The organism is Sulfitobacter sp. 1A13368 (assembly GCF_043557275.1).
Lineage (GTDB): Bacteria > Pseudomonadota > Alphaproteobacteria > Rhodobacterales > Rhodobacteraceae > Sulfitobacter > Sulfitobacter faviae.
In genome coordinates, this window is sequence record NZ_JBIFFR010000001.1 from 323,587 (window position 1) to 342,544 (window position 18,958).

Genomic DNA, 18,958 nt, shown 5'->3' on the forward strand with positions numbered 1-18,958 from the left:
GGCCTTCAAGACAGGATGTTAAGGCAGGTTAACGATCAGCGCTGCGCCACCTGCCAGTTCGGATGCAGCCAAGGTTCGTCATTCGCGCGCGGCAGCGGATCGCGGCCCAAAAGCAGGTCGGAGACCTTTTCGCCGACCATGATCGAAGGCGCGTTAAGGTTGCCATTGGTGATCCGCGGGAAGATCGAACTGTCGGCCACGCGCAGCCCCTCGACCCCAATCACCCGTGCTTGCGGGTCGACCACGGCGTCGGGATCGTCCGCCGCCCCCATGCCGCAGGTGCCGCAGGGGTGATAGGCGCTCTCGGCGTGTTCGGCGATGAAGGCATCAAGCTCCGCGTCCGACTGCAGCGCGGCGCCGGGCTGGATCTCGTGTTTAACGAAGGGTTTGAAGGCATCCTGCGCGAAGATTTCCCGCGTGAGGCGGATACAAGTGCGGAACTCCTCCCAATCGTCGGGATGGGACATGTAGTTGAAGCGAATACGCGGCGCCTCGGCCGGGTCGGCGGAGCGCAGGGTAACGGCACCGCGCGATTTGGAGCGCATCGGCCCCGTATGGGCTTGGAACCCGTGCCCCTCGGCCGCCGCCTGCCCGTCGTAGCGCACGGCAATGGGCAGGAAATGGTATTGGATATCAGGGTATTCCACGCCGGGCTTCGAGCGGATGAAGGCCGCGGATTCGAACTGGTTCGAGGCCCCCATCCCGGTCTTGGTAAAGAGCCATTGCGCGCCGATGACGGCCTTCGACAAGAGGTTCCAGTGCTTGTAGAGCGTGATCGGCTGGCGCGAGGCCATCTGAATGTAAAGCTCCAGATGGTCCTGCAGGTTCTGACCCACGCCGGGGCGGTCGGCCAGCACCTCGATCCCGTGGTCGGCCAGATGCGCGGCGGGGCCGATCCCCGAGAGCATCAGCAGTTTCGGCGAGTTGATCGACGACGCCGCCAGCACCACTTCGCGGCTGGCACGGATCACCTCCGTCGCGCGGCCACGCTTGACCTCGACCCCCACAGCACGGCCCTCTTCGATCACCACGCGCTGCGCCAGCGCGCGGATCAGGGTGACATTGCCCGTCTTCTGCGCCGGACGCAGATAGGCATTGGCCGCCGACCAGCGCCGCCCGTTCCAGACGGTCTGCTCCATCGGGCCGAAGCCCTCTTGCTGCTCGCCGTTGTAGTCATGGGTCACCGGGTAGCCGGCCTGTGCCCCGGCCTGCACGAAGGCGTCGAAAAGCGGGTTCTCGCGCGGGCCGCGGCTGACGTGCAGCGGGCCGTCCTTGCCGCGCCATGCCGCATCGCCGCCATGGCCGTTCTCATGCCATGTCTCCATGCGCTTGTAGTAGGGCAGCACATCGGCGTAGGACCAACCGCGCGCGCCGGACTCTTCCCAATGGTCGAAATCCTTGGCGTGGCCGCGCACATAGACCATGCCGTTGATCGAGGACGAGCCGCCGATCACCTTGCCGCGCGGGCAGACCAGCTCGCGGTTGTTGAGATGCGGCTCGGGCTCGGATTTATAGCCCCAGTCGTAACGCGGCATGTTCATCGGATAGCTGAGGGCCGCGGGCATCTGGATGAAGGGCCCCGCATCGCTGCCGCCATGTTCGATGACGATGACCTTGCGGCCCGCCTCGGCCAGACGGTAGGCCATGGCGCATCCCGCGGAGCCCGCGCCGACGATGACAAATTCAGCTTCCATAACACTCACCTTCCGTGATTCCGCGCCGGGCCAAGGATGCGCAGCACCGCGCGAATGCGCGGCTTGTCCTTGAGGCGGTGGGGAATCGCACCCCAGAATTGACGAGGTGACTTGAGGATCGGAGTGATCCCTCAAGCACCTCTCAGAAAATTCACCCCTTAGAAGGGCGCCTCAACATCGCCCATGCGCACATAGACCGACTTCACCTGGCTGTAGTGCTCGATCGCGGCCTTGGCGTTCTCGCGGCCCACGCCGGAGTTCTTCATGCCGCCGAAGGGCGCCTCGACCGGCGCGTCGTTGTAGCTGTTGATGTAGCAGGTCCCGGCCTCGAACCCCGCCGCCACGCGATGCGCGCGGGCAAGATCACGGGTGAAAACACCGGCGGCGAGGCCGAACTCGGTCGCGTTGGCGCGGGTCATGACCTCACCCTCGTCCTCGAAGTCGAGCACCGCCATGACGGGGCCGAAAATCTCTTCGCGGGCAATGACCATGTCGTCGGTCACATCGGCAAAGACTGTGGGCCGCATGTAGAAACCGTCACGTTCGATCCGGGTGCCGCCATAGACCAGTCGCGCGCCTTCGGCCTTGCCCTTTTCGACGTAGTCCAGCGCGATCTGCATCTGTCGTTCGCTGACCATCGGGCCGAAGCTGGTGTCGGAGTCCATCGGGTCGCCGATCACGGCGTTGTCCAGCCGCTCGGAAAGGCGCGCGAGGAACTTTTCCTTGATGTCGCGGTGCACGAAGACGCGGGTGCCGTTCGAGCAGATCTGCCCCGAGCTGTAGAAGTTGCCGAGGATCGCGCCGCCGACTGCGTTGTCGATGCCCGCGTCCTCGAAAACGATCAGGGGCGACTTGCCGCCCAGTTCCATCGTCACATGTTTGATGCCCTCGGCAGCCGCGGCATAGACCTTGCGCCCCGTGGGCACGGAGCCGGTGAGCGAGACCTTGTCGACGCGGGCATCGGTGACAAGTGACTGGCCCACTCCGCCCATGCCCTGGACCACGTTGAAGAGGCCCGCGGGCAAGCCGGCCTCGATCAGGATTTCGGCGACCTTCAGGGCGCAGAGCGGCGTGGTTTCGGACGGTTTGAAGATCATCGCATTGCCGCAGGCCAGCGCGGGGGCGGCCTTCCAGCAGGCGATCTGGGTGGGGTAGTTCCATGCGCCGATGCCGACACAGACGCCCAAGGGCTCGCGCCGGGTATAGACCCAGTCTTCGCCAAGCTGGATATGCTCGCCGGTCAGGCTGCCGGCGAGGCCGCCGAAATACTCCAGCGCGTCCGCCCCGCTGGTGGCATCGGCGACGGAGGTCTCCTGATAGGGTTTGCCGGTGTCTTGGGTTTCCAGCACCGAGAGGTCGTGGTTGCGGTCGCGGATCATGTCGGCGGCGCGGCGCAGGATGCGGCCCCGTTCGGTGCCGCTTAGCGCGCCCCATGCGGCCTGCGCGCGGCGGGCCGAGGCGATGGCCTGTTCCACGATATGAGGCGTGGCGGCATAGACCGTCGCGATCTTCTCGCCCGTGGCGGGATAGATCACCGGGATCGGCGTGCCATTGGTGTCTTCGACATAGGCGCCATCGATGAAGTGGCTGGCGGTGGGTTGGGGATCATAGGACATCAAAGGGACTTTCTTGCCTGAGGCGAGGAGTGTTCAGAGAGGCGGAGCGCGGCGGTGCCGCCCGTCTCCGCGGTGTTCAACGGCCCGCTTTAAGCAGCAGGTCGAGTGTATAGAGCGCGCGAGTCATAGCCTCTGCCGCGCTGACGCCATCCGACAGCGCCGCGCGCAGGTAGAGCCCGTCGATCAGCGCCGCCAAGGTTTCGGCGTCGCCTTCGGGCTGAGGGCTGATCGGGCGCAGCGCGTGGGTGAGGTTGGACCGCAACCGGCTTTGGTAAGCCGTCAGCAGCCGCCGGGTTTCGGGGTTGGTGCGGGCATGGGCGTAGAGTGTCATCCACGCGCTGATCGTGCCGGGGTGAAAGCCGGTATCGTCGAAACTGGCGACGATGATCGCCGCCGCGCGGTCATGCGGCGTGCGGGCCGTGGCAAGCCGCTCGCGGACCCCGGCGGCATATTCCGACAGGATATGCCGCATCGCCGCCAGAAAGATCTGGTTCTTGCCGCCGAAGTAATGATGCGCCAGCGCGCTCGACATGCCTGCCCGCTTGGCGATCTGGCTCACCGTCACATCCAGCGACTGGGCCTCGCCAATCTCGGCGATGGTGGCTTTGACCAGCGCAGAGCGGCGAATGGGTTCCATTCCGACTTTGGGCATTGGATTCGGATCCTTGGGGCAGTGTTGACCGCCTCAGGATAGGGGAATCTTTATTGACTCGTCAATCAAGTACCGACCGACGGGGCGGAAGGTCAGAATTTCGTCGCATGTGAGGGGGGCGTGACCTGCCGTTTCAGCATCGCTTCGCGCCATGTGATAAAGGTGACAGAGCCCAAGATCACCGCCCCGCCCAGCACGACCCAGAGGTCCACCGGCTCGGCAAAGACCACCACGCCGAGGATCGTAGCCCAGACCAATTGCAGGAAAGTGACCGGCTGCGTCACCGTCACCGGGGCGGCGGCAAAGGCCAGCGTCATGGTGAAATGCCCCGCCGTCGCGAAAAAGGCGACCCCGGCGAGGATCAGCAGTTCCTGCGGTGTCGGCGTGATCCAGACGGCGAAGGCAAAGGGCGCCAGCCCGATGGTCACAAAGATCGACAGCATCGTCACGATCATCACCGGGCGCGCCTCATCCGCCAGCACCTTGGCCAAGAGGTAGGACCCGGCAAAGACCACCGCCGCCAACAACATCGCCAGATGCCCGGTAGAGACTTCGCGAAAACCGGGCCGCAGGATGATCGCCGCCCCCGCCAGCCCCAGACAGACCGCCACGATACGCCGTGCGGCCAGCTTCTCTCCCAGAAAGATCGCGGCACCCACGGTGACATAGATCGGCGCGAGGTAGTTCATCGCGGTCACCTCGGCGATGGGCAGGCGTGTCATGGCGTAGAACCACAGGATCACCCCGCCTGCGTGGCACAGGCCCCGCATGCCGAACAGACCCCATTGTCGCCGGCTTACCGGTGTGGCCAGCAGCGACCGCAGGACCGGCAGGACAAAGACCAACCCCATGGCGTAGCGCAGGAAAGCGGCCTCTGCCGAAGGCAGCCGCGGCCCCATGTATTTCACCAGCGCGGTCACGCCGATGAAACAGGCCCCCGTCACCAACATCCAAAAGACCCCGACAAGCGGGCGGTTGGGCGGAGCGGGGATGTCGGGGGTGGTGGCGGGAGAGTGTGTCATGCCGCGACCCTTTCCCAAAGCGCTGCCAAGGGCAAGATGGGCGCGGCATTTTTATTCACATCGCAAGCAATTTGATGGCAATCGCCCACATGGTCACGGCGATGATGGCGTCCAAGACCTGCCAACTGCGCGGTCTGGCAAAGAGCGGCGCCAGCAGCCGCGCACCATAGCCCAGTGAGAAGAAGAAGACGAAGCTTGCCAGCACCGCCCCGATGCCAAAGCTGAGCCGGTCCGGATATTGCGCCGAGATCGAGCCGAGCAGCACCAAGGTGTCGAGGTAGACATGCGGGTTCAGCCACGTCAGCGCCAGCAGCGTCAGGATCGCCTTGCGCAGGCTGCGGGTGGATTGCCCCTCGGCCTCCAGCGCCTCCCCGCCCTGCCATGCGGAAACCGCATTGCGCCAGCCGTACCACAGCAGGAAGGCCGCGCCGCCATAGCGCATCAGCGGGCCGAACCACGGGGCCGCCTCAGCCAGCGCGCCAAAGCCCGCGACCCCCGACATGATCAACACCGCATCCGAGGCAGCACAAACCAGCACCACCGGCAGCACATGTTCGCGGCGCAGCCCTTGGCGCAAGACAAAGGCATTCTGCGCCCCGATGGCCATGATGAGGGTGAGGCTGAGGGCGAAGCCGGGAAGGAGAGAGGTCAACATCAAAAGCGTCCTATAACATGGGTTGCCTTTGCCTAACCCGGCGGTTCAGATTACTCAAATTCAATAGTCTACGTCAGGATTAGCAAAACTTATGAAGCTCGACAGCGCGCAGCTAACCGCCTTGGCCCATATCCTACGGCTCGGCAGTTTTGACGCCGCGGCGGCGGTGCTGGGGGTGACCCCCTCGGCAATCTCGCAACGGGTGAAGGCGCTGGAGGATCGTGTGGGGGCCACCCTCGTTCTGCGCGGCCAGCCCTGCACCGGCACCCCCATGGGCCAGCGTCTTGCCAAACATGCGGAGGATGTGGCCCTGCTCGAAGCGCAGGCGCTTGGCGCGGGCGATGCCACCGCCCCGCCCCGGCTGCGCCTTGCGGTGCCTGCGGATGTCTTGGCCACATGGCTGATCCCGGCGCTGGCGCAGGTGCCCGACATGCTTTTCGATCTGATGATCGACGACCAAGACACCTCTGCCGATTGGCTGCGAAGGGGAGAGGTCAGCGCGGCGGTGACGGGGCAAGCCCGCGCGGCACCGGGCTGCGACGTGCTGCCCTTGGGGGCGCTGCGCTACCATGCCACCGCCAGCCCCGCCTATCGCGAGACCTGGTTTGCCGAGGGCGTCACGACCGAGGCACTGGCCCGCGCGCCGATGCTCACCTTCGATCATAAGGATCAACTGCAAGGGCGATGGTTGATGCGAAAGACCGGGCAGCGACTGACCCCGCCAAGCCACCATCTGCCCTCAAGCCACGGCTTTGTCGCGGCGGCGCAGCAAGGGCTGGGTTGGGGGATGAACCCCGCGCCGCTGGTGGCCGAGGATATGGCGGCGGGGCGGCTCGTATCACTCGACAACGCGCTGCCACTGGATGTGCCGCTTTACTGGCAGGTCGCGCGGATCATGGCGCCCGCGCTGGCCCCGCTCACCGCCGCCATAAGAGCCGCGGCGCGCGAGGCGCTGGTGCAAATGCCGCGTTAAAGCTGCGCCATAACCTCGTCTGAGGCCTCAAAGTTAGTGGTGACGCGCTGCACGTCGTCATCTTCCTCAAGCGCATCGATCAGCTTCATCAGCTTTTCCATGTTCTCAAGATCCATCTCGGTGGTGGTGGTCGGACGCCAGATCAGCTTGGTCGATTCCGACTCGCCCAATTCGGCCTCCAGCGCGGTCGACACGTCGTTGAAATCGGTGTCCGCGCAATAGATCACGTGACCGTCCTCGGAGCTTTCCACGTCTTCAGCGCCCGCTTCGATCGCAGCCATCATCACGGTGTCTGCGTCACCGACGGAAGCCGGGTAGATCACCTCGCCCTTGCGCTCGAACATGAAGCCGACCGAACCGGTTTCGCCCAGATTGCCGCCGTTCTTGGTGAAGGTCGAGCGCACGGTCGAAGCGGTGCGGTTGCGGTTGTCGGTCATCGCCTCGACGATCACCGCCACGCCATTGGGGCCATAGCCCTCATAGCGGATTTCCTCGTAATCCTCGCCCTCACCGCCGACGGCCTTCTTGATGGCGCGTTCGATGTTGTCCTTGGGCATGGACTGGCCCTTGGCCTCTTTCACCGCCAGACGAAGACGCGGGTTCTTGTCCGGGTCGGGGTCGCCCATCTTGGCCGCGATGGTGATTTCCTTGGAGAGTTTGGAAAACACCTTGGCGCGCAGCTTGTCCTGACGGCCCTTGCGATGCTGGATGTTTGCCCATTTGGAGTGACCGGCCATGAATACCTCGTTCTGGCAATGCGTTTGCGCCACTCTATATGCCAGCATCACCGCTGGAACAAGCCACCCGGCCTGTGCTTAGCTTTCCGCCAATGGGGCAACCACGTTAGACCGGACTTATGACCACTGATCAGATCATCCTTTTCACCCTCTTCGGCGCGGTCTTTGGTCTGCTGCTCTGGGGGCGGTTTCGCTATGACATCGTGGCCTTCGGGGCGCTGATGCTCGGCGTGGTGCTGGGGGTGGTGCCCACGGAAAACGCCTTTGACGGTTTCGGCCATCCGGCCACGCTGATCGTGGCGCTGGTCTTGGTGGTTTCGGCTGGGTTGGTCCGTTCGGGCGCGGTGATGCTGATCACCCGCACGCTGGTCGACAGTTCGCGCAGCTTGGGCGCGCATATCACCATGATGGGTGCCGTGGGCGGGGTGCTGTCGGCCTTTATGAACAACGTCGCCGCCTTGGCCCTGCTGATGCCGGTCGACATCCAGACCGCACGCAAAGCGGGCCGCGCGCCGGGGCTGAGCCTGATGCCGCTCAGTTTTGCCACCATCCTTGGCGGCATGGCCACGCTGATCGGCACGCCGCCCAATATCATCATCGCCTCCATCCGGCAGGAATCCTTGGGCGCGCCTTTCAAGATGTTCGATTTCGCCCCAGTCGGTGGGCTGGCCGCCATCGCGGGGCTGATCTTTGTCGCGCTGATCGGCTGGCGGCTGATCCCCGCCCGCGAAGACGCCATGATCGAGACCGAGGACATCGCCCAATATATCGCCGAGCTGACCGTGCCCGAGGGCAACAAACAGATCGGCAAACGTCTGGCCGAGTTGCAAGAAGAGGCGCATCGCGCCGATGTGGCGATCTTGGGCCTGATGCGCGATGGCAAACGGCGCTATGGCACGGCCCGCAACGTGGTGCTGCAAGCCGGAGATGCGATCGTGCTCGAGGCCACGCCCGACGCGCTGGACGAATTCCGCAGCACGCTGAACCTCGCGCTGGCTGACCGGGATCGCGAAGACCTGCTGCTGGCCGATGGCGACGGGGTCGAGATTGTCGAGGTCGTGGTGACCGATGGCTCGCGGCTCAACGGGCGCACGGCGCAGGCGGTGGGCCTGTCGTGGCGGCAGCGCACGGTGCTGCTGGGCCTGTCGCGACAGGGCCGCAAGATCACCTCGCAACTGCGCACGACCGAGCTGAAACCCGGTGACATCCTTTTGCTGCTGGTGCCGCGTGACACGGTGGCTCATGTCACCGATTGGCTGGGCGTGCTGCCGCTGGCCGACCGGGGGCTTGCGGTGACGCAAGACAGCAAGACATGGCTCGCCATTGCGATGTTCGCGGGGGCCGTGGCGGCGGCCTCCTTCGGGCTGATCTACCTGCCCATCGCGCTTGGAATCGTCGTGGTTGGCTATGTGCTGGCCAAGATCGTGCCGCTGTCGGAACTCTATACCCATATCGAATGGCCGGTCATCGTTCTGTTAGGCTCCATGATCCCGCTGGGCGCGGCGCTGGAGACTTCGGGCGGGACCGAATTGATCGCGGGCGCGCTGGTGGGGCTGACCGAGGGGCTGCCCGCTTGGGTGGTCCTCACGGTTCTGATGGTGGTGACCATGTCGCTGTCGGATGTGCTCAACAACACGGCGACGACCATCGTCGCGGCGCCTGTGGGCATCCAGATGGCGCAGTCGCTCGGCGTCTCTCCTGATCCGTTCCTGATGGCGGTGGCGGTGGCGGCCTCTTCGGCTTTCCTGACGCCGATTGGGCATAAGAACAACACGCTGATCCTCGGCCCCGGCGGCTATTCCTTTGGCGACTATTGGCGCATGGGGCTGCCGCTCGAGATCATCGTCGTCGCCGTGTCGATCCCCGCCATCCTGTTCTTCTGGCCGCTTTAATCGCCACCCCCGCGCGTCGGACTTGCCAGAGCATATTTGCCGCCCCTAGGCTGAAGGTCAGCTTTGGGGGGACAAATGGACATTCTAATCAACGTCGTATTGCCGCTGTCATTGGCGATCATCATGCTGTCGCTGGGCGTGGGCCTCACGGTCCCAGACTTCACCCGCGTGGCGAAATACCCGCGCGCCTTTGCCTTGGGCGCGCTTTGCCAAGTGGTGCTGGTGCCCGCTGCCGCATGGGCGGTGGCCATGGCCTTCGGCCTGCGCGGAGAACTGGCCGTGGGGCTGATGATCCTCTCCTTCTGCCCGGGCGGCGTGACCTCGAATATGATCAGCAAATTCGCGCGGGGCGATGTGGCGCTGTCGGTGACTTTGACGGCGGTGGTCTCGCTTCTGAGCATCCTGACCGTGCCGGTTTTCACCGCCATCGCCGTGCGGCACTTCATGGGCGATGCCGCGCCGGATGTTTCGGTCGCGGCGCTGGCGGTGGCGATGTTCGTGATCACCACCCTGCCCGTGGCACTTGGGCTTGCCCTGCGCCACCTCGCCCCCGGCTTTGCCGCGCGGATCGAGCCGGGCCTCTCCGCCCTCGCCGCGCTGCTCTTCGTGCTGATTGTCCTCGCCGCATTGGCCGGAAATTGGAGCGTTTTCACCGAGAACCTCGCCCGGCTTGGTCCCGCGCTCATTAGCATGAACGCGGCGCTGATGTTGCTGGGGCTGGGCATTGCCGCAGCGGCCGGGCTGGCGTGGCAGACGCGCAAGACGATCTCGATCGAAGTGGGCATCCAGAACGCGACGCTTGGCATCACCCTCGCCGGGTTGATCTCGGGCCAAGCGTCGGGGTTCAGGGCCTATGCTCTGCCCTCGGCGGTCTATGGCATCACGATGTATCTGGTGGCCCTGCCCTTCGTCCTTTGGATGCGCGGACGCTGAGGGCGACGCCCGCCAAGCAAAAGGCGCGCCCCGAGGGACGCGCCTTTCGTTTTTAGACTGACGGCCCCTTAGGCCATGTCGAAGGCGTCATCCTCGCAGGTGTCGCCCCCTTCGTCTTCCTCCTCCGGCACGGAAGTGAGGGTCAGCGCGTCCATGAGGGCGCTCGCGGGGTCGGAGGTATCGGCATCGGAGTCCTCCATGTCAGGATCGACCATACCGGACACCTCAAGCACCTCGCCGCCGCTCTCATCCGAGTCCACCACAACACGCATGCCGCTCAGATCGATATCTTCGAAAGACAGCGAGCCGGGATAGGTCCAGAGGGTGAAGTTCGTGCTTGTGACCTCATCATCGGAACTGTCAGCGGTCGTGCCGAACTGCAGACCCACATCGAAGCTGCCTCCCGCTTGGGGACCATCGTCGAAACCGTCGACACCGTCATCCACGGCCTTCACATCCGTCAGGTGATAGCCTTCGGCGTTCACATCAGGGAAGAAGTTCAGTTCTTCGATTGCGCTGCCATCAGTCACATTGAAGAAAAGCCCGTTGATGTCAGCGTGGGATTCCGCTTCGGGATCAGTGGGCGAAAGGTTGAAGTGCAGCTGCCCCTCCGGCGTTTCCGTGACGGCGATTGTGATCTCCCCATTCTCTCCCATCAGGAAATTAAGAACGGACTTATCGTCGCCACCGGTATCACTACCTTGCGTACCACCCGAGCCAGACCCCTTAGTGCCGCAAGAGCCGGAGCCTTTGGTGCCGCCAGAACCGGAGCCTTTCGTGCCACCAGAACCGGAACCCTTCGTGCCACCCGAGCCGGAGCCTTTCGTGCCTCCAGAGCCGGAACCCTTGGTGCCACCGGAGCCAGAGCCTTTCGTACCGCCAGAACCGGAACCCTTAGTGCCACCCGAGCCGGAGCCCTTGGTGCCACCAGAGCCGGAGCCCTTCGTACCGCCAGAGCCCGAACCTTTCGTGCCACCAGAACCGGAACCCTTGGTGCCGCCCGAGCCAGACCCCTTCGTGCCACCCGAACCGGAACCCTTTGTACCACCCGAGCCGGAACCTTTCGTGCCGCCAGAACCGGACCCCTTGGTCCCACCCGAACCAAAGCCTTTGCCGTCATCGTTCCCGTCGAACTTCTCGGCCAAGTGCTTGTCATACCACTTCGCGAAGGAGGAGCCCTCTACCCCGCCGTTGTGATAGGACTTCGTTCCGCTGGCATCGCAACTGCTTTCCGCTTCACCGCCAGTGGACCAGCTATTGTCCTTGCTGTTCCAACCCTTTGAGAATCTGTAACCCATGACGCCAATCCCTCATATGCATTTGCAGCCGCGGCCGCTTTGCAGCGCCGCATCCCCCACTGGCCTTTAAACCTAGCAGCGGCGCCTATTTCCGCCAAATTCTTTCCATTTTTTGGGTAAATTGGGCCGACAAAGCGTGATAAGTCGAAACAGTGAGACACCCTGAGAGGGCATTGTTCTTTCGTATAGGTCAAATGCGCTGATGGGGTGCGAATCACTCCCGTCGGGATAGGTGGAAATTGCCTTTGTTTTGCCCAAAACCCGCCGTACCCTCGTCAGCCAGCCGACCTAGACAGGCGAAAACACCAGCGGAGGCCCCATGGCACGACCCAAGGAACAAAGCGCTCAGGCCCAGATCGCCGCGGCGGCGCGCAAGCATTTCGGGCAAGATGTGGCGCGGGTATCGGCGCCGGGCGGCGAAAACCGGTCGAGCTTTCGGCTGCATCTGACCGACCGCACGGTGATCGCCACCCTGCGCCCGAACTTCCGCCGCACCCATCTCGAAGCCCATGTGCTGACCGAGCTTGGCCGCCACTGCAGCGACCTGCCCGAATGTCTGGGCGTGGTGGGCGAGATCATGTTCCAATCCGACGTCGGCAAGCGCCGCCTCAACGTCGAGGTCGCGCGGGTGGAACGCGCCGAACAGCTTGACCTCGCAGCCGAGGCCGTCTCAGCCATCTTCCGCATCCACGGCGCCGCGCGCCAGACCGAGTTGAACGCGATCATGCCGCATCTGGGCAACAACCGCGACTGGGTGCTGAACTTCGTCGATGCGGTGGATTTTCTAAAAGACCTCGGCGGCGGCATCTCGGACCAGTTCGACCGCACCGCCGCCTATGAGCGCATCAACGCCCCGGCGCGGCAATTCGTCAAATGGGACTGCCGCTCAGGCAATGCCGCGATTGGGGCGGATGACAAGCTGCGCTGGTTCGACTTTGAATATGCCGGTCTGCGCCACGGGGCCGAAGACATCGCTTGGCTGATCGGGGATGAGGCATGGCCCATCGCCCCGCCGGATATGGTTGACGTGGTGATCGACGCCTTCGATCCGACCTGCGGCATCGCCCTGCCCGACTACCTCGATTACCTCTCGGTCTACCTGACCTTCCATGCGGTGCAGCGGCTCAAACTGATCAGCAAAGAGGCCAAGAAGCGCGGCTGGCTGAGCAAGGACCGCATCCGACGCTATGACGACGCCGGGGTGCATCCTGAATTTGCGGCGCATATCTGTCGGGTCGGAGCCTATTTCTCGGACCAATCCGAACTCACCGCCCCGCTGACCCGCAACTTCCTTGAGGCACAAGCGGGCTTTGACGCAATCGTCGCCCAGTCCGACGTGCCGCGCAGCGCCTAAGCTACCAGATGAGCGGGATCACCGCGCTGACCAGCACCGACATGCTCAGGTTCAGCGGGATCCCGATGCGCATGAAATCGGTGAAGCGATAGCCCCCCGGCCCATAAACCAGCGTGTTGGTCTGATAGCCAATGGGCGTGGCAAAGGCGCAGGAGGCCGCGATCATCACCGCCACCACCAACGGGCGCGGGTCCATGCCAAGCGCGGTGCTGAGGCTGATGGCGATGGGCGTCATAATCACCGCGACAGCATTGTTGCTGACGATCTCGGTCAGGATGGTGGTCAGCAGGAACACCGCCCAGATGATGAAAAACGGCGGCAATTGCGCCAACCCCGGCGCGATATTGTCGACGATCAGCGTGATCGCGCCGGAATTCTGTAAGGCCGCGCCAACAGCCAACATGGCAAAGATCAGCGCCAGCAGACGCCCCTCGACGAAAGAGAAAGCCTCCTCCGCGTCGATACAGCCCGTCACCAGCACCACGGCCACGGCGATCACGGCCAGCAGGAGGATTGGCGCCACGTTGAAGGCCGCCAGCGCCACGATCCCCACGAGGGCGACAATGGCGATCGGCGCATGCCCCCGGCGGAACGCCCGGGCCGAAGGTTGGGTCACATCGACAAGGTTCATCTCGCTCGCCACCCGCTGGATGTCTTCGGCAGCCCCTTCCAGCAGCAGCGTATCGCCGACCTTCACGATCAATTGGTCAAGCTGCTGGCCGATGTTCTGGTTCCGCCGATGCACCGCCAGCGGATAGACCCCATAGCGCCGCCGCAACCGCATCGAGCCCAAGCTGCGCCCCACCATCCGGCAACCGGGGGTGATCAGCACTTCGACGGTCGTGGTCTCCACCGCCGACAGCTGGTCGACCCGGCGCAGTTCCTTGTTGTTTTGCAGACTGAGAAGCTCGGTCATCTGGGTGCGCAGCACGACACGGTCGCCGACCTGAAGCGCGACCCCCTTAAGGTTGCGGCGCAGTGAGTCGTCGCCCCGCACCACGTCGATCAGCCGCACGCCCTCGCGTTTGAAAAGCTGCACGTCCAGCACTTCGCGGCCAATCAGGTTGCTTTCGGGCGGGATCACCGCCTCGGTAAAGAATTTCATCTTGGAGCGGTCAGAGAGCATATTCGCCATGCTGTCGCGCGCGGGCAGCAGCCGGTCAGCGAAGAGCAGCATGTAAAGCAGGCCCCAAGCACAGACCACGAGGCCCACGGGCAGGATCTCGAAAATACCGAACGGGGCCATGCCCTGCGACCGCGCCACACCATCGACCAAGAGGTTGGTGGAGGTGCCGATCAGCGTTAAGGAGCCACCCATGATCGCGGCATAGCTGAGCGGTATCAACAGCTTGGAGGCCTTGGTGTTCAGCGTGCGGGTCAGTTGCACCACCACCGGGATCATCACTACCACCACGGGGGTGTTGTTCATGATCGCACTGGCCGCCATGACCGACAGGATCACCCCCGCCACCGCCGTTTTGGGATGCGTCTTGGCCGAACGTTCGGCCAGTCGCGTCAAGACATCCAGCGCCCCGGTGCGGACCAAGGCCCCCATGATGATGAACATCGCCGCGATGGTCCATGGCGCGGGGTTTGAAAGCACCTCAAGCGCGTCGTCATAGGGCAGCACGCCCAGCGCCAGCAGCAAGGCCGCCCCGGCGATGGCGACCACTTCGGTGGGGAAAGCTTCGCGCAGGAAAAGCACGAACATCATGCCGACGACCACGAGGGTGAGCACCGCCGTCTCCATCGGAGAGAAGCTGAAAAATTCCATCAAGAACCTGTCATTCGGGCAAAAGGCCGTTGTCCAGTTACGCCGATTGCAGCCCCCGGTGCAAGCGCGACGCACGGGCCGCGCCTTGCCGATCTTAAGGGGCGCTGGCCTGAAGGGCACCGCCCTCACGCACCGGGACGATCCGCGTGGCCCGACCCGTGCGGTCATCGGTTTCGATATAGACGCCCGACAGGGTCGCCTCGCCGTTGGCGGGGGTGAAACGTTCGCGCGGCATGCCGGTGATGAAACGGCGCAGCGGCTCGGCCTTGTCCATGCCGATCACCGAATGATAATCGCCACACATGCCAGCATCGCTCAGGTAGCCCGTCCCGCCCGGCAGGATCATCGCATCCGCCGTGGGCACATGGGTATGGGTGCCGACCACAAGGCTCGCACGCCCGTCGCACCAATGGCCCATGGCCATCTTCTCACTCGTGGCTTCGCAGTGCATGTCGACGATGATCGCCTGCGCCATGCCGCCCAACGGATGGGTTTTCAGCACCGGCTCCAGCGCCGAGAAAGGGTCATCGAAGGGCCGTTTCATAAAGACCTGCCCAAGCGCTTGGGTGACTAGAACCTTCTTTCCGTTCTGCGCCGTGAAGAGTTTAGCCCCCTTGCCCGGCGCGGATTTGGAGAAGTTCAGCGGTCGGATTACCCGCGGCTCCTGCTCGATAAAGCTGAGCATGTCTTTCTGGTCGAAAGCGTGATCGCCAAGGGTCAGACAATCGGCCCCGGCATCGAGCAGCGTCTTGGCATGTGCGCCCGAAAGCCCCATGCCGCCGGTCGCATTCTCGCCGTTGACCACAATGAAATCGAGCTTCCAGTCGCGCCGCAGCCGCGCCAGATTTTCGGTGATCGCCCGCCGTCCGGCCCGGCCCATCACATCGCCAAGAAACAAAATCTTCATGCCCCATGGACTAGGACGCGCGCGGCTTGGCGGCAACCCTTATTCCGCTCGGGACGGAGGCTGGCCCGGCGTCACCTCGATCACCCCGGCCTCGGTCACGATCAGATCGAGCGGCGCGTCGGTGTCTTCCAGCGGAATGTCATCCCACTCCTGCCCCGCGAAAGCAAAGCCGAGGGCCAGCGTGGCCCGCCGCGCGCGCAGCATCGCCAGCGTACGGTCATAGAACCCGCCGCCATAGCCCAGCCGCCCGCCTGCGCGGTTGAAGGCCAGAAGCGGCACGATCACGATCTCGGGCTCGAAGAAATCGGGCTCAGCGGGGATCATCGCGCCAAAGGTGCCCGGCACCATCGCAGTCTCGGGCGTCCAACGGGCAAAAGACAGCGGGTGGTTCGGCTTTTCGATCACCGGCACGCCGACGGGACCATGGGCGCATGCCTCGGCCATGGCAGGGCGTGGATCAATCTCCGTTCGGATCGGCATGAAACCCGACAGCGGCACGCCGCGGTAGCCCGCCAAAACCTCGGAAAGATAGCCTGCCTGCGCTGCATTCGCCTGTTCGAACAAGGGCTTACGGCGGGCGAATGCCGCCTTGCGCGCCTCGGCCTTCCGGGCGGCGCAATCGCTCACAACAGCACCAAGGCGGCAAGGCCGAGGAAGGCGAAAAAGCCCACCACATCCGTCACCGTCGTCACAAACGCGCCCGAGGCGAGCGCCGGGTCCACCCCGAACCGCTCCAGCAAGATCGGGATGCCGGTGCCCGCAAGCCCCGCCACCACGAGGTTGATCACCATCGCCGTGGCGATGACATAGCCCAGCCCCGGCGAGCCGAACCAAAGCACGCCGACGATCCCCATGATCACCGCGAATATCAGCCCGTTGACCAGCCCCACCAAGACCTCGCGCCGGATCACCCGCCAAACGTTGGAGCCGGTGAGGTCTTTGGTCGCGATGGCGCGCACCGCCACCGTCAAGCTCTGCGTGCCCGCGTTGCCGCCCATGGAGGCCACGATCGGCATCAACACGGCCAGCGCCACGATCTGCGCAATCGCCGCCTCGAATTGCGAGATCACCACGGAGGCCGCAATCGCGGTGACGAGGTTCACCGCCAGCCACGGCAGGCGTTGCTTCGTCGTCTCCGTCACCCGGTCAGAGAGCGACCCCTCGCCCACGCCCGCCAGACGCAGGATGTCTTCCTCATGCTCTTCGTCGAGAACGGCCATGGCGTCGTCAATGGTGATGACCCCGATGAGCCGCCCCTCTTCATCGACCACGGGGGCCGAGATCAGGTGGTACTGGTTGAAGGCATAGGCCACATCGCCCTCATCGCGCATGGCGGGGATGATCTGAAAGGTCTCTTCCAGAATATCCGCCAGACGCGTCTCGCGGCGCGAGCGCATGAGCTTGCCTAAGGTCACATTGCCCACCGGGTGCAGGCGCGGGTCGACCATGACGATGTGATAAAACTGATCCGGCAGGTCTTCTTCCTTGGTGGCGCGCAGATGGTCGATGGCTTGGCCCACCGTCCAATGCTCTGGCGCCATGACAACCTCGCGCTGCATCAGACGACCGGCGGAATATTCGGGCCAGTTCAGCGCCTGTTCCACCGCGACGCGGTCGGTCTCTTCCAGCGCGTCGAGAATGGTTTCCTGCTGCGCGTCTTCCAGATCTTCGATCAGGTCGACCACATCGTCGCTGTCCAGCTCGCGCACCGCTTGGGTCAGAACCTGCGGCGTCAGGATGCTGATGACTTCCTCGCGGACCGACTCGTCGAGTTCCGACAGGATTTCCCCGTCGAATTCCTGCCCGTAAAGCCGGATCAGCGCAGCGCGGTCGTCTTCGTCGATCTGCTCGAGAAGGTCGGCGATATCTGCCGCGTGTAGCGGCTCCATGAGTTGGGTCAGATGCGCCTGATCATTGGCCTCTACCGTCTCAAGGATCGCGGCCACGGCTTTCCGGTCAAGCACATAGGCCTCGGCACGCTCTTCCGGGGAGGCCGCCGGATCCAGCTCTTCAATCTGCTCTGACATCCGCTGCTCTCCGTCTCTGCGCCTTTGTTGAGAACGATAGTATGCGAGCGCCCAAGCCGGTACAACGGCACCTGCGACGCTTCGGTATTGTTCCCCGTCCCGCCCTCACCTAAACCACTGGCATGACAAATCAACGACTCCTTTTGGGCGCGACGCTCACCTATTCCGGCAACCCGATGCAAAGCGCTTGGGAGGATGCCGTGAAGATCGACACCCAAGGCGGTGTGCTGATCGAAAACGGCCGGATCGCCGCCGTCGGCAAGGGGGACGCGCTGCGCGCCGCGCATCCGCAGGCCGAGGTGACACGCTACGCCGATGCGCTGATTTGCCCGGGCTTTGTCGATGCCCATGTGCACTACCCGCAGACCGCGATCATCGCCTCATGGGGCAAGCGGCTGATCGACTGGCTGAACACCTATACTTTCCCCGAAGAGATGCGCCTGTCGGATCCCGCCTATGCGGGCGAGATTGCCGCGCGCTATCTGGACCTGACGCTGTCCCATGGCACCACCACGGTCGCGTCTTATTGCACCATCCACCCCCATAGCGCCGATGCGCTGTTTCAGGCGGCGGAAGAACGCGGCCAGCGGATCGTCGCGGGCAAGACCTGCATGGACCGCAACGCGCCCGAAGGGCTGCGCGACACGGTGCAATCGGCCTATGACGACAGCAAAGCGCTGATCGAGCGCTGGCATGGCAAGGGCCGCGCCAGCTATGCGATCACGCCGCGTTTCTCGCCCACCTCCACGCCCGAGCAGCTTTCCGCCCTCGGCGCGCTTTGGGCAGAGCACCCAACCTGCCTGATGCAGACCCATCTCAGCGAGCAGACGGATGAGATCGAATGGGTCCGAGACCTGTTCCCAGAGGCGCGCGATTACCTTGATACCTATGAGGCCCATGGCCTGCTGGGCGAACGCGGCCTCTACGGCCATGCGATCCATCTGGAACCGCGCGAGATCGACCGGCTGGCGGAGGTCGGCGGTGCGCTGGTGCATTGCCCGACCTCAAACACCTTCATCGGCTCGGGGCTGTTCGACATGACCGGCCTTGCTGCGCGGGGCATCCCGCTGGCGCTGGCGACGGATACCGGCGGCGGCTCGTCCTTTTCGATGCTGCGCACCATGGCAGCGGCCTATGAGGTCGGCCAGTTGCGCGGCACGCCGCTGCATGCGGCACAGCTCATTTGGCTGGCGACCGCGGGCTCGGCCCGCAGCCTGCATTTGCAAGATCATGTGGGTTCACTGGCCGAAGGGATGGAGGCCGACATCACCGTGCTGTCGCTCGACTCCACCCCCGCCATCGCGCAGCGCCACGCCGCGGCCAAGGACATTTGGGAAAGCCTTTTCGCCACGATCATGATGGGCGATGACCGCGCGATTGCGGATGTTTGGGTGGCGGGCGCACGGCGGGGCGGCACGGCGTAA

General features: G+C 64.1%; 16 protein-coding genes. 5 read left to right on the forward strand and 11 right to left on the reverse strand.

The features are described 5' to 3' along the window. Window positions 1-35: 35 nt before the first annotated feature. From betA to ACGYK4_RS01575, 5 genes are all read right to left on the reverse strand, one after another. Window positions 36-1,694 (reverse strand): choline dehydrogenase, encoded by a 1,659-nt coding sequence (betA, locus tag ACGYK4_RS01555; protein ID WP_394454813.1) that lies wholly within the window; start codon window positions 1,692-1,694, stop codon window positions 36-38. 158 nt (window positions 1,695-1,852) lie between these two features. Continuing rightward, window positions 1,853-3,310 carry a betaine-aldehyde dehydrogenase gene (gene betB, locus ACGYK4_RS01560; protein WP_394454814.1) on the reverse strand — a complete coding sequence of 486 codons (1,458 nt, stop codon included), beginning with the start codon at window positions 3,308-3,310 and terminating at the stop codon, window positions 1,853-1,855. A 76-nt stretch (window positions 3,311-3,386) separates the two neighbouring features. Further along, a complete protein-coding gene (betI, locus tag ACGYK4_RS01565; protein WP_209219056.1) occupies window positions 3,387-3,962 on the reverse strand; it encodes a choline-responsive transcriptional repressor BetI in 576 nt (191 codons plus the stop codon). A gap of 92 nt (window positions 3,963-4,054) precedes the next feature. After that, window positions 4,055-4,984 (reverse strand): DMT family transporter, encoded by a 930-nt coding sequence (locus ACGYK4_RS01570; protein ID WP_136720479.1) that lies wholly within the window; start codon window positions 4,982-4,984, stop codon window positions 4,055-4,057. A gap of 55 nt (window positions 4,985-5,039) precedes the next feature. After that, window positions 5,040-5,639, reverse strand: coding sequence for a LysE/ArgO family amino acid transporter (locus tag ACGYK4_RS01575; RefSeq protein ID WP_168612261.1), 600 nt, complete (start codon window positions 5,637-5,639; stop codon window positions 5,040-5,042). Window positions 5,640-5,730: 91 nt separating this feature from the next. Here ACGYK4_RS01575 and ACGYK4_RS01580 point away from each other — a divergent pair, with 91 nt between their 5' ends. Next, window positions 5,731-6,612 (forward strand): LysR family transcriptional regulator ArgP, encoded by an 882-nt coding sequence (locus ACGYK4_RS01580; RefSeq protein ID WP_394454816.1) that lies wholly within the window; start codon window positions 5,731-5,733, stop codon window positions 6,610-6,612. Here ACGYK4_RS01580 and ACGYK4_RS01585 read toward each other — a convergent pair. Next, window positions 6,609-7,349 carry a YebC/PmpR family DNA-binding transcriptional regulator gene (locus ACGYK4_RS01585; RefSeq protein WP_394454817.1) on the reverse strand — a complete coding sequence of 247 codons (741 nt, stop codon included), beginning with the start codon at window positions 7,347-7,349 and terminating at the stop codon, window positions 6,609-6,611. The genes ACGYK4_RS01580 and ACGYK4_RS01585 overlap by 4 nt on opposite strands. A gap of 119 nt (window positions 7,350-7,468) precedes the next feature. Here ACGYK4_RS01585 and ACGYK4_RS01590 point away from each other — a divergent pair, with 119 nt between their 5' ends. Together ACGYK4_RS01590 and ACGYK4_RS01595 are read left to right on the forward strand one after the other, a co-directional pair. Continuing rightward, complete coding sequence (locus ACGYK4_RS01590) at window positions 7,469-9,241, forward strand: SLC13 family permease (RefSeq protein WP_394454819.1); 1,773 nt, start codon at window positions 7,469-7,471, stop codon at window positions 9,239-9,241. Between the two features lie 75 nt (window positions 9,242-9,316). Beyond that, window positions 9,317-10,174 (forward strand): bile acid:sodium symporter family protein, encoded by an 858-nt coding sequence (locus tag ACGYK4_RS01595; protein WP_394454820.1) that lies wholly within the window; start codon window positions 9,317-9,319, stop codon window positions 10,172-10,174. Between the two features lie 68 nt (window positions 10,175-10,242). Here the strand turns inward: ACGYK4_RS01595 and ACGYK4_RS01600 are convergent, their stop codons facing one another. Further along, window positions 10,243-11,472, reverse strand: coding sequence for a hypothetical protein (locus ACGYK4_RS01600; RefSeq protein WP_394454821.1), 1,230 nt, complete (start codon window positions 11,470-11,472; stop codon window positions 10,243-10,245). Between the two features lie 319 nt (window positions 11,473-11,791). On the opposite strand from ACGYK4_RS01600, the gene ACGYK4_RS01605 reads away from it, so the two are divergent. After that, window positions 11,792-12,826: a hypothetical protein gene (locus tag ACGYK4_RS01605; protein ID WP_394454823.1), complete on the forward strand. Its 1,035-nt coding sequence runs from the start codon at window positions 11,792-11,794 to the stop codon at window positions 12,824-12,826. A gap of 1 nt (window position 12,827) precedes the next feature. Here the strand turns inward: ACGYK4_RS01605 and ACGYK4_RS01610 are convergent, their stop codons facing one another. From ACGYK4_RS01610 to mgtE, 4 genes are all read right to left on the reverse strand, one after another. Continuing rightward, window positions 12,828-14,600 carry an SLC13 family permease gene (locus ACGYK4_RS01610; RefSeq protein WP_394454824.1) on the reverse strand — a complete coding sequence of 591 codons (1,773 nt, stop codon included), beginning with the start codon at window positions 14,598-14,600 and terminating at the stop codon, window positions 12,828-12,830. A gap of 94 nt (window positions 14,601-14,694) precedes the next feature. Further along, complete coding sequence (locus tag ACGYK4_RS01615; RefSeq protein WP_067267593.1) at window positions 14,695-15,507, reverse strand: TIGR00282 family metallophosphoesterase; 813 nt, start codon at window positions 15,505-15,507, stop codon at window positions 14,695-14,697. A 39-nt stretch (window positions 15,508-15,546) separates the two neighbouring features. Then, window positions 15,547-16,134, reverse strand: coding sequence for a 5-formyltetrahydrofolate cyclo-ligase (locus tag ACGYK4_RS01620; protein ID WP_394454825.1), 588 nt, complete (start codon window positions 16,132-16,134; stop codon window positions 15,547-15,549). Continuing rightward, window positions 16,131-17,534, reverse strand: coding sequence for a magnesium transporter (gene mgtE / locus ACGYK4_RS01625; protein WP_067267584.1), 1,404 nt, complete (start codon window positions 17,532-17,534; stop codon window positions 16,131-16,133). The genes ACGYK4_RS01620 and mgtE overlap by 4 nt, the downstream gene beginning before the upstream one ends. 122 nt (window positions 17,535-17,656) lie before the next feature. Between mgtE and guaD the strand changes: the two genes are divergently transcribed. Next, window positions 17,657-18,958 (forward strand): guanine deaminase, encoded by a 1,302-nt coding sequence (gene guaD, locus ACGYK4_RS01630; protein WP_394454826.1) that lies wholly within the window; start codon window positions 17,657-17,659, stop codon window positions 18,956-18,958.

What these genes read in the sequence shown, in the direction of transcription:
- betA (WP_394454813.1), bottom strand. Translation starts at nt 1,694, where the DNA reads ATGGAAGCTGAATTTGTCATCGTCGGCGCGGGCTCCGCGGGATGCGCC.
- betB (WP_394454814.1), bottom strand. Translation starts at nt 3,310, where the DNA reads ATGTCCTATGATCCCCAACCCACCGCCAGCCACTTCATCGATGGCGCC.
- betI (WP_209219056.1), bottom strand. Translation starts at nt 3,962, where the DNA reads ATGCCCAAAGTCGGAATGGAACCCATTCGCCGCTCTGCGCTGGTCAAA.
- ACGYK4_RS01570 (WP_136720479.1), bottom strand. Translation starts at nt 4,984, where the DNA reads ATGACACACTCTCCCGCCACCACCCCCGACATCCCCGCTCCGCCCAAC.
- ACGYK4_RS01575 (WP_168612261.1), bottom strand. Translation starts at nt 5,639, where the DNA reads ATGTTGACCTCTCTCCTTCCCGGCTTCGCCCTCAGCCTCACCCTCATC.
- ACGYK4_RS01580 (WP_394454816.1), top strand. Translation starts at nt 5,731, where the DNA reads ATGAAGCTCGACAGCGCGCAGCTAACCGCCTTGGCCCATATCCTACGG.
- ACGYK4_RS01585 (WP_394454817.1), bottom strand. Translation starts at nt 7,349, where the DNA reads ATGGCCGGTCACTCCAAATGGGCAAACATCCAGCATCGCAAGGGCCGT.
- ACGYK4_RS01590 (WP_394454819.1), top strand. Translation starts at nt 7,469, where the DNA reads ATGACCACTGATCAGATCATCCTTTTCACCCTCTTCGGCGCGGTCTTT.
- ACGYK4_RS01595 (WP_394454820.1), top strand. Translation starts at nt 9,317, where the DNA reads ATGGACATTCTAATCAACGTCGTATTGCCGCTGTCATTGGCGATCATC.
- ACGYK4_RS01600 (WP_394454821.1), bottom strand. Translation starts at nt 11,472, where the DNA reads ATGGGTTACAGATTCTCAAAGGGTTGGAACAGCAAGGACAATAGCTGG.
- ACGYK4_RS01605 (WP_394454823.1), top strand. Translation starts at nt 11,792, where the DNA reads ATGGCACGACCCAAGGAACAAAGCGCTCAGGCCCAGATCGCCGCGGCG.
- ACGYK4_RS01610 (WP_394454824.1), bottom strand. Translation starts at nt 14,600, where the DNA reads ATGGAATTTTTCAGCTTCTCTCCGATGGAGACGGCGGTGCTCACCCTC.
- ACGYK4_RS01615 (WP_067267593.1), bottom strand. Translation starts at nt 15,507, where the DNA reads ATGAAGATTTTGTTTCTTGGCGATGTGATGGGCCGGGCCGGACGGCGG.
- mgtE (WP_067267584.1), bottom strand. Translation starts at nt 17,534, where the DNA reads ATGTCAGAGCAGATTGAAGAGCTGGATCCGGCGGCCTCCCCGGAAGAG.
- guaD (WP_394454826.1), top strand. Translation starts at nt 17,657, where the DNA reads ATGACAAATCAACGACTCCTTTTGGGCGCGACGCTCACCTATTCCGGC.